Genomic DNA, 10311 nt, shown 5'->3' on the forward strand with positions numbered 1-10311 from the left:
GTCAGGTGTTACCAATGCAAGAACCTTCATGTCCTTTCCTGTTCCGTGAGGTAAAGAAACCACACCTCTTACCATTTGATTTGCTTTACGAGGATCCACTCCAAGTCTTACAGCGATATCCACTGAAGCGTCAAATTTAGTATAGGAAATTTCTTTAATTAAAGTTGTAGCCTCTTCAAGAGTATAAAGTTTGGTTTTATCAACTTTGGCTCTTGCCTCTTTTTGCTTTTTAGTTATTCTTGCCATTTCAAAAATTTTTAATTAGGTTTTTTACCAGTTACAGTAATACCCATTGATCTTGCTGTCCCGGCAACCATGTCTATAGCTTTTGCTTCTGTAAATGCATTTAAATCCTGCATTTTATCTTCTGCAATTGCTTTAACTTGATCCCAGGTTACTTTTGCTACCTTCTTTCTGTTCGGTTCTCCAGATCCTTTTTTTACTTTGGCCGCTTCCATTAACTGTACTGCAGCTGGTGGAGTCTTAATTACGAAATCAAACGATTTATCCTTGAACACAGAAATAACAACCGGCAATACTTTACCAGCCTTATCTTGAGTTCTAGCATTAAATTGCTTACAGAATTCCATGATATTAACTCCAGCAGCTCCTAAAGCGGGTCCTACCGGTGGCGATGGATTCGCTGCACCTCCCCGAACTTGTAGCTTAACTACTTTACTTAATTCTTTTGCCATTTTTTAATTTTTAGTGCACATCTTTTCATTGGAAGCCAAAAGACATACGATCTATTTGTAACAATTATTAAACTTTTTCAACTTGCATATAACTTAATTCCAATGGTGTCTTTCTTCCGAAAATTTTCACCATCACTTCAAGTTTACGCTTTTCTTCATTTATTTTTTCGATAGTTCCATCAAATCCATTGAACGGACCATCAATTACCTTGACGGTTTCTCCAATGGTGAAAGGAATTGCTGCGTTAGCATCTGCATCAACGGTAAGCTCATCCACCTTACCTAACATTCTGTTTACTTCAGATTGTCTTAATGGCACAGGATCACCACCTTTTGTCTCTCCTAAAAATCCAATTACGTTGGTAATCGATTTAATGATATGAGGAATCTCACCACTTAAATTGGCTTGAATCATGATGTAACCAGGGAAATAAACTTTCTCTTTGCTTATTTTTTTCCCGTTACGTATTTGTATTACTTTTTCAGTAGGCACCAAAACTTGATCTACATAATCTCCAAGACCCAAACGGGCAATTTCGTTATCGATATAGGTTTTGATTTTGTTTTCTTGACCACTTACGGCCCTTACAACATACCACTTTTTATTTCCACTAGTTTCAGACATTCTTTATTTGTATTTTACTTGATCCAGTCGAAATAAGCTTCGATAACTCCACTAAAAACTGTATCAACGCCCCAAATTGCCAAAGCAAATATGATTGAGAAAACAGCTACTACTATGGTTAAACGTTGCGCTTCAGCCATTGTTGGCCAAGTCACATTGTTCTTTAATTCACCAAATGATTCTGAAATATAATTTACAAATCCTGCCATTACAGTTGTGTTTATTTTAAAATGAGAGCTTCAATTCTCTATTAACTTCATCTAAACCATTTCAAATTAAATGCTTTAAATTGCTCTGCACGGGTTGGGAGACTCGAACTCACGACACCTGGTTTTGGAGACCAGTGCTCTACCAACTGAGCTAAACCCGTATTATAAAAAGAAAATAATGATGAACATCGTTTTCTTTTTTATAATTTTCACTAATCAGCTCAATTGCTGAGCCCACGTTTTAAGCGTGACAGATAAATATAAATCAAGGCATCCTGAAAAATCAAGACGCCTTAATAAATATTTAAATTATAATTAGTCTAAGATTTCAGTTACCTGACCTGCACCTACAGTACGTCCACCTTCACGGATCGCGAAACGTAAACCTACAGTCATTGCAATTGATTGGATCAACTCAACGTGGATTGTAAGGTTATCTCCAGGCATTACCATTTCAACACCTTCTGGCAACGTGATCGTTCCAGTTACGTCAGTTGTACGTACGTAGAACTGAGGACGGTAGTTATTATGGAATGGCGTATGACGTCCACCTTCTTCTTTTTTCAAGATATAAACCTCAGCTTTAAATTTAGCGTGTGGCTTAACAGAACCTGGCTTAACAATAACCATACCTCTTGAGATTTGAGACTTCTCAATACCTCTCAATAAGATTCCTGCGTTATCTCCAGCTTCACCTCTATCAAGAATTTGACGGAACATTTCAATACCAGTTACAGTAGAAGTTAATTTCTCTGCACCCATCCCGATGATTTCAACTGGATCTCCAGTTTTAGCAATACCAGTTTCGATACGACCTGTTGCAACAGTTCCACGACCTGTAATAGAGAACACATCTTCAATAGGCATCAAGAAAGGCTTGTCAACTTCTCTAGTTGGCTCCTCAATCCAGTTGTCAACAGCTTCCATCAATTCCAACAATTTATCAACCCACTCTTTCTCACCGTTAAGTGCTCCTAAAGCAGATCCTTGAATAACTGGACCATTATCACCATCATACTGATAGAAAGATAATAGGTCACGTACTTCCATTTCTACTAACTCTAATAATTCAGGATCGTCAACTAAGTCAACTTTATTCATGAATACAACAATTCTAGGAATACCAACTTGGCGTCCTAAAAGGATATGTTCACGTGTTTGAGGCATAGGACCATCTGTTGCAGCAACCACAAGGATAGCGCCGTCCATCTGAGCAGCACCAGTAACCATGTTCTTTACGTAATCCGCGTGACCTGGACAGTCAACGTGAGCGTAATGACGATTTGCTGTTGCATATTCTACGTGTGATGTATTAATTGTAATACCTCTTTCTTTTTCTTCTGGAGCGTTATCAATTTGATCAAATGATCTTGCTTCTGAAAAACCTGCATCAGCTAATACTTTAGTAATAGCTGCTGTCGTAGTTGTTTTACCGTGATCCACGTGTCCAATAGTACCTATATTAAGGTGTGGTTTTGAACGATCGAAAGTTGCCTTTGCCATGTTTAATTTATTTTAATCTTAATTTATATTAGTGTTCAAAAATTTAATTTTGCTTATTTAAAAAGAGCCAATGACGAGAATTGAACTCGTGACCTCTTCCTTACCAAGGAAGCGCTCTACCCCTGAGCTACACCGGCGATTGAGTTTGGTGGTTTCAGGTTCCGAATTTCAAGTTCAAAAAGTTGCAACAAGAAACTTGAAACGTATCCAGAATAGCCAATCATATATTTAATATGCTAAAATCTACTCTTCGAGAGGGCTGGTCACGCATTGCGACGTGACAACATTTCACTCTTTTGAGTGAGAAATCACACTTTTAGACGTGACGACACTCACTCTTTGAGCGGGAGACCGGGTTCGAACCGGCGACATTCAGCTTGGAAGGCTGACGCTCTACCAACTGAGCTACTCCCGCAATTTTTATGGAAATCCTAAACAGGGATTCCAAAATTCCAATATTCAATGAACGTTTTCAAACTTTAGCTTAATAGACTTTAGTTTTAGACTCCTGCCTTCGCAGGAATGTGCCTGGATTACCTCCCTTCGGTCGGTGATCCGTAAGGGTGACCCCTTACTAAAACTTTTAAAACGCAGTTTTACAAAAGCGAGCTTAAAAGATTTTTCTCATTATTTTGGATTACCTCCCTTCGGTCGGTGATCCGTAAGGGTGACCCCTTACTAAAACTTTTAAAACGCAGTTTTACAAAAGCGAGCTTTTGACACCTGCTTATTTAAAAGTTTTGTGGGGAGAGCAGGATTCGAACCTGCGAAGACGTAGTCAGCAGATTTACAGTCTGCCCTCGTTGGCCGCTTGAGTATCTCCCCAAACAATTTAAAACTCAAATTCTAAAAATTCTCATCTCAAACTTCACTTTCAATCTTATAAAGAACAATTTCTCAAAATCCAATTACTTTGAGATTCCTGCTTCTGCAGGAATTTGGAGCCGATAGAGGGACTCGAACCCACGACCTGCTGATTACAAATCAGCTGCTCTAGCCAGCTGAGCTACATCGGCTTTTTATGAACTTTTCCTTCAATAAAAAAGCCCGCTATTTCTAACGGACTGCAAATGTAGAGATTTATTTTTTTATTCAAAACATTTTATGAGAAATTTTTATCAAATATGTGATCTTAATTTCTCTTTTCGTCTTTTCAACTGTCTTTCAAGGGAAGAAACCGCCATATCTACCCCTTCTTCAAATGTTTTACATTGTTTCTTCACCACAAAACTATCACCGGGAACGCTCACTCTGGCTTCAAATATTTTATTTTCCTTATCACTTGTGTTTTCGACTTTAAGATAGACATCTGATTGGATGACTTTATCATAAAATAAATCCAACTTATCCATTCTTTTCTGAATGAAGTCGATTAACTTCTTGTCTGCTGTAAAGTTAACTGATTGCGTGTTTACTTTCATGTGTTCGATTTTTTAATAAATTAAGAGCATAAAACCATTAAAGTGTTATGCTTTCATTTGGTTAGACACTAGTTATTATTTTTACTTCTCGGATGCGCATTGGCATACACTTTTTTTAATTCAGCAATACTATTATGGGTATAAACTTGGGTCGCCGCTAAGCTTGAATGGCCCAACAATTCTTTAACGGCATTTAAATCAGCTCCTTGATTAAGTAAGTGTGTTGCAAAAGAATGCCTCAATATATGCGGACTCTTTTTTACTTTGCTAGAAGCCATACTAAAATACTCATTAATAACTCTGTAAACAAGCGTTTCATATATTTTTAAACCTTTTTTAGTTAAAAACAAATATTCACTGTCTTCAATAATTTCTAATTCATTTCTTAGCTGTATATACTTATTTGCAGTCAATACGACACTATCTATTAACGGAACAAAACGCTCTTTATTTCTCTTGCCCAGAACCTTTAACGTTCTGTTGGATAAATCCAAATCTTTTAGATTGATTTGAATAAGCTCTATGCGCCTAATTCCCGTTGCATAAAAAAGCTCCACGATAAGCCGATTTCTCAACCCCTCAAAGTCAGTTTCCAATTCTAAAATTTGGATAACTTCATCCATTTCGTTTTGCGAAAATGGGATCTGTACCTTCTTGGTGGTTTTTAAAGCTTTGTGTTTGGATAAAGGGTTCGCTTCAATTGCTTCTGTTTTCATCAGAAATTTAAAATAAGAGTTGAGGGATGACACCTTGCGATTGATACTTCTATTAGAAATGTCGAGTTTGACCAAAGAAACAATCCAACTTCTTATTTGCGAGTAATTCACATCTTGAATGGTGGAGGAGTCATATTCATCACCAACATACCTTGAAAATGCTCCAAGATCTGTGAGATAAGCCTTGACCGTCAGTTCAGAATAATTTTTTTCGTGCAGTAGGTAGTCAGAAAAAGATGAGAATTGAGAAATTACTTCAGGCATTAAGGAGCAAATTTAGGATTTGGTTCATTAAATATAAGACAAAAAAAATTCCTGCGGTTGCAGGAATCTCTTTTTATTTGATTTCAAAATTACAATTATACGTTTTCACGATCTCTTAAACGTTGAATGTATTGTGCTTTTTGAAAAGAAGCTCTATTTAGAACAGAAGGCTTGTCAAACTGCTTACGCGCCTGTAATTGACGTTTCGTGCCAGTTTTATCAAACTTACGCTTGTAACGCTTTAACGCTCTATCTATATTTTCTCCTTCTTTAATTGGTATTATTAACATAGTGTCTTGACCTCCTCTCTTTTAGAATTTTTAGGCTGCAAATATAAAAAGTATATTATAATTTACAATTAAAATTATAAAAAAAAATAAACGGAAGATTATCACATTTATGAACCTCAATCTAAAGGGAAAATAATACTTACCTTTTAAGTTATTCCTTGTACAACGAAGATCGCTTGGTCAAGTCCTGAATCAATTTTTCGTCTTCCTCACTTTCCAACAAGGTATTGTAATTTCTCCAAAAGTCCTTATTATAAGGTTTTACCGCAAAAATATCTGGGTCCCAAGGTTGCTTTAGAGCCTTTTCAATTTGTTCTGGGTCCAGAATGATCTCAGTGAACAACAATTCTTGGACCGTATAGTAAAAGCGTTCATCGGTATTGGCATCCGGATCATTCACTTCCCCTGGCTTGGTTGGCTTATAACCAACATTCACCAATTTTGGAGTTTCATAATATAAATAGTTAGGATACATCTTATCCTGATACTCTCTAAAGGTCATTATCAACTTATGGTTGATTTTTGTATCGAAAAGCGTTTTACTTCTACTTTTTTGAGCATCAGACGCTGCAATTAATTCGTATTCCAATTTCTTGACGGCATAATTGTCATAATAAATGTAAAGCCATCCTTTGGCATGGTAGCCATCATTATATATACCCTTAGTTTCTAAATTTATGTATTTATGGCTTTCTGAAATCTCAATTTTATAAATCTTTCTATCATCATCAACCAGTATGGTGTCTAACCTGAATTGGTGCCTATCTAAAATATCTTCACCAAACAAAGCTCGATTGTTATTGGCGTTTCTCAAAACGTTCAATTTACTTTCAAACAAATTTTGCAGTCCGTTGATTCTGGTGTCGTTCCACTTGATTGCTTTTACTAAAGAAGAAGTTTTGATGGTGTCTCTTCTTAAATTTCTTGCCATAAGGTTACCTCTGTTCGCCTTTTCTTTAAGATATGCTGTATAGGTAAGCAGGCTATCCACATCACGTAGATCATAACTTTTTCGGACTTGATCTACATTTATTCTTAGATTGGATGCCGCCGATGACATATAACTGGAGTCATAAACTGTAATAGCACTTTCAATGAGCCATTTAAATTCCCGTCGGTTACGTTCTTTATGACGTAAAAAGCCTTTTTGAAGATAAGGTGTTTCAGGCATATTTACAGACAATCTTTCAAGAGCCTTCAGTACAATATCATTCGCCGTTTTTGGTCTGTTTTCAGCGATTAATACAATTTCGTCCAAAGAAGCTATATCCTCTTCCAAATATATTTCTTGAGTATTATCAAACTCATTAACTGGAGTTTTGAAACTTTTATAACCAATGGATGAAATAACTAAGGTATCGTTTTCGAATTGATTAGGAACTAACAATACAAATTTCCCATCGGCATTACTTACGGTTCCGATGGTCGTGTTTTGGACATAGATACTGGCACTCTCGACGGGCATCAATGTGCCAAAATCAGAAATTTTATTTTTAACTTCCTTTTGAGAAAAGACTGAAAAAGAAAAAAAGCAAATTGTTAACGTCAGTAGGTATTTGAAATAATTGACTTTCATGTTCAGGATGTAGATTAGTTAGATATCAGACTTACACTATTTTTTAAATCATATTTAAAGCCAATTTGGGGTTTTCAGCTAAAGTATGAGCTCATTAATTATGTCACAGGCTTGTAAATTTTTTTAACAATCACCAATTTAATACAATTGCAACATATTATTACCAATATAAAGTTCAAATAAGTAAGCTGACCTATTTAGAGGCCTTTAATCGCTCAGCATTTTAATAAAATTAAGGCAAATTTCCACCACAATGATGAAAGAAAATTAGGTCGCCGGTTTATAGTCCTTTTTTTTTATCGATCAACATTTTTTAGCGCAATTGAGATGAATTTTCGCCAAAATGATGATCAAAAACGCTTAGGTTGCCGGTTTATAGTCCTTTTTATCGATCACCATTTTAGCGATGATTTCTCTCAAAATCTCAGAGGTACCTCCGCCAATGGGACCCAATCTACTATCTCTTAGTAAACGCGCCATTGGATAGTCTTCCATATACCCATACCCGCCTAAAAACTGAAGACAGCCATAAATAACCTCATCGGCCATTTTTGTAGAATGTAATTTGGACATGGTGGCTTCCTTTACGACATACTCTCCTTTATTTAAACGATAGGCTACAGAATAATTGAATTCCTTACATATTTCCATATCGGTATAAAAATCCGCTACTTTATGACGTAAAGCCTGGAACTTATCTATGGTTTTGCCAAAAGCGGTGCGCTCAGACATATATTGAATGGCATATTCAAGCGCAAACTCTGCCCTTGCGTGAGAATTGATACCCATAATCAATCTTTCTAAAGCGAAATGTTGCATGATGTACGGAAACCCTTTGCCCTCTTCTCCCATAAGATGATCTGCAGGAATAATGACATTATCAAAAGCAATTTCTCCAGTATCTGAAGCTCTCCATCCCAATTTATCAAGTTTGGTGGCGGAGATTCCTGGAGTATCTCTATCCATTACAAAAATACTCATCCCATTATGCCCAGCATCAGGATCAGTTTTGGCTGCTACGACTAAATAATCGCTATAGATACCATTTGTAATAAAAGTTTTGGAACCGTTAATCACATAGGTATCCCCTTTCTTTTCAGCTGTAGTACGCATGCCTGCAACATCACTTCCCCCAAAAGGTTCCGTAATACACAAACAGCCAATTTTATCTCCAGTAATGCTTGGAGTTAAATATTTTTCCTTTATTTCATGACTGCCCTCTTTATTGAGATGCGTCATGGCAAGATAAGCGTGTGCCCACATGGCAGCTGCAAAGCCACCAGAATTTATTTTTTGTAATTCTTCAAGAAAAATAACGGTATAGAATAAATCGAGATCCATTCCACCATAGGCTTCAGGATAATTAATACCGAAAAAGCCCATGTCGCCAAATTTTTTCCATATAAAGCGTTCAATGGTACCTGTCTTTTCCCATTTATCAATATGTGGGACGACTTCTTTTTTTAAAAAATCCTGTAAACTTTGTCTAAAAAGTTGATGTTCTTCTGTGAAGTACATGCTGTTCATATAGTATATTTTTCATTTAATTCAGGGTCAAATATAGCTTAATTATCTCAAATTTTTGGATTGGAAACTTTTTAACTTTCAATAACTCATCGAAAGAATTGAAGCCATCTCGCAGTGTTCTTTGTTCAATAATATAATGCGCAATCTCATAATCAATATGCTGAATTGTGACCAACTGCTCTTTTGTAGCATTGTTGATACTTATCTTTTCCACCAGTCTCGGTGTTTTTACCGCAAAATCATTTGTGATACGCTCTATCACTTCAGGCGTCAATCCGTATATGTCCTGCAGTTGGATTTCTGAGATAAAACCTCCTTTGAACTTATTTCGATATTTGACAATATTATCCGATAGCTTTTCACCTACGCCATTCACCTTTTGCAATTCTTGGGCTGAAGCTTTATTCAAATCGATTTTTTGCTCATAAGTTTTAATATTATATCCTTTTTGATCTGGATTTTTTGAGTAATCCACCCAATTATCTTTAGGCTTTGGATTGGTCACCCAATCCGGAAATTGAAATAATGGCGACAGTGTCTCCAACAAGGAATCTGAAACTTTGGTCACCTCCTGAAATTGTTTGGCAGAATTGATCCATTGATCTTTTTTTCTAAATTCCAACAATCGGTCAATCTCCTCCGTGGACATTCCAAGAGTGTACCCTTTAAAATCTGTGATGTAATTTGGATTGAACGGAAAAAACTTGGGCTTGTTCTTATCTATCACTACTCTTTTCAATGAATCGACCTGTTGTCTGAATCTAACCAAAGTTTTTGTATCTGGTTGTGCGCTTTCCGAAGAAAAATCCACGAAGGCATAAATGCATTGAAAAACAACGATGAGAATAGCCAATAAAAAAATCCCATTCCGTTGACTGTTAGAAAACTTGAAATGGGATTTATATGCCATGATATTTATTTTATTTAACTGGCTCCTGCTTTTTATAAAGCAGATTTGCTTTTAATTTTTTAACGTAAGCATCCAAATCGATTTTGACCTCTGTTGACATAATGTACAATCCGATAATATTAGGAAAGGACATAGCAAGAATCATCATATCAGAGAAATCTAGAACAGCACCTAAGCTGACTGAAGCGCCAATCACCACAAAAACCAAGAACAACATTTTATAGATGAATTCAATTTTTTTGCTTTTTCCAAATAAGTATGTCCACGCTCTCATACCGTAATAAGACCAAGAAATCATGGTTGAGAATGCAAATAAGAAAACAGCCAAGGCCAATACATACGGGAACCAGGAGATTTGACTACCAAAAGCATCAGAAGTTAATTGCGCACCCGCCATTCCTTCTACCTCATGCATTCCTGTAAAAATCAACACCAAGGCGGTTAAGGTACACACCACAACGGTGTCAATAAATGGCTCCAATAAAGCCACGAAACCTTCTGATGGAGGATTGTTTGTTTTTGCCGTACTATGTGCAATTGCTGCCGAACCGACCCCCGCCTCATTTGAGAATGCC

The 10311-nt window shown here is 36.4% G+C and carries 11 protein-coding genes, 5 tRNA genes and 1 pseudogene; all 17 read right to left on the reverse strand.

From position 1 onward, the window contains the following. Positions 1 to 246, reverse strand: a pseudogene (locus VLZ86_RS04835) (50S ribosomal protein L1); the annotation flags it as partial. A gap of 11 nt (positions 247 to 257) precedes the next feature. After that, a complete protein-coding gene (gene rplK / locus VLZ86_RS04840) occupies positions 258 to 695 on the reverse strand; it encodes a 50S ribosomal protein L11 (protein ID WP_129016658.1) in 438 nt (145 codons plus the stop codon). A 67-nt stretch (positions 696 to 762) separates the two neighbouring features. Then, positions 763 to 1320, reverse strand: a complete 558-nt coding sequence (gene nusG, locus VLZ86_RS04845) for a transcription termination/antitermination protein NusG (protein WP_325449307.1) — start codon at positions 1318 to 1320, stop codon at positions 763 to 765. 14 nt (positions 1321 to 1334) lie between these two features. After that, a complete protein-coding gene (gene secE / locus VLZ86_RS04850; protein ID WP_129016656.1) occupies positions 1335 to 1529 on the reverse strand; it encodes a preprotein translocase subunit SecE in 195 nt (64 codons plus the stop codon). Positions 1530 to 1617: 88 nt separating this feature from the next. Continuing rightward, positions 1618 to 1690 (reverse strand) — tRNA-Trp (locus VLZ86_RS04855). 154 nt (positions 1691 to 1844) lie between these two features. Continuing rightward, entirely contained in the window at positions 1845 to 3032 is a 1188-nt protein-coding gene (gene tuf / locus VLZ86_RS04860) for an elongation factor Tu (protein WP_325449310.1), read from the reverse strand. Positions 3033 to 3097: 65 nt separating this feature from the next. After that, positions 3098 to 3169 (reverse strand) — tRNA-Thr (locus VLZ86_RS04865). Positions 3170 to 3374: 205 nt separating this feature from the next. After that, a tRNA-Gly gene (locus VLZ86_RS04870) sits at positions 3375 to 3447 on the reverse strand. Between the two features lie 328 nt (positions 3448 to 3775). Beyond that, a tRNA-Tyr gene (locus tag VLZ86_RS04875) sits at positions 3776 to 3857 on the reverse strand. Positions 3858 to 3971: 114 nt separating this feature from the next. Continuing rightward, positions 3972 to 4048, reverse strand: a tRNA-Thr gene (locus VLZ86_RS04880). Positions 4049 to 4150: 102 nt separating this feature from the next. Beyond that, positions 4151 to 4453, reverse strand: a complete 303-nt coding sequence (gene hpf / locus VLZ86_RS04885; RefSeq protein WP_129016654.1) for a ribosome hibernation-promoting factor, HPF/YfiA family — start codon at positions 4451 to 4453, stop codon at positions 4151 to 4153. 68 nt (positions 4454 to 4521) lie between these two features. Beyond that, on the reverse strand, positions 4522 to 5433 hold the full coding sequence (locus VLZ86_RS04890; protein ID WP_325449313.1) for a tyrosine-type recombinase/integrase: 912 nt from the start codon (positions 5431 to 5433) through the stop codon (positions 4522 to 4524). 95 nt (positions 5434 to 5528) lie between these two features. Continuing rightward, positions 5529 to 5723 (reverse strand): 30S ribosomal protein S21, encoded by a 195-nt coding sequence (rpsU, locus tag VLZ86_RS04895; RefSeq protein WP_325449315.1) that lies wholly within the window; start codon positions 5721 to 5723, stop codon positions 5529 to 5531. A 151-nt stretch (positions 5724 to 5874) separates the two neighbouring features. Next, positions 5875 to 7299, reverse strand: coding sequence for a carboxypeptidase-like regulatory domain-containing protein (locus VLZ86_RS04900; protein WP_325449317.1), 1425 nt, complete (start codon positions 7297 to 7299; stop codon positions 5875 to 5877). Positions 7300 to 7659: 360 nt separating this feature from the next. Continuing rightward, a complete protein-coding gene (locus VLZ86_RS04905; RefSeq protein WP_325449319.1) occupies positions 7660 to 8826 on the reverse strand; it encodes an acyl-CoA dehydrogenase family protein in 1167 nt (388 codons plus the stop codon). Positions 8827 to 8842: 16 nt separating this feature from the next. Continuing rightward, complete coding sequence (locus VLZ86_RS04910) at positions 8843 to 9736, reverse strand: helix-hairpin-helix domain-containing protein (RefSeq protein ID WP_325449321.1); 894 nt, start codon at positions 9734 to 9736, stop codon at positions 8843 to 8845. Between the two features lie 10 nt (positions 9737 to 9746). After that, positions 9747 to 10311 (reverse strand): alanine:cation symporter family protein (locus tag VLZ86_RS04915; protein WP_325449323.1); only part of this gene is annotated, 565 nt, incomplete at its 5' end.

This window comes from Gelidibacter sp. (assembly GCF_035515035.1).
Taxonomy (GTDB): Bacteria; Bacteroidota; Bacteroidia; order Flavobacteriales; family Flavobacteriaceae; genus Gelidibacter.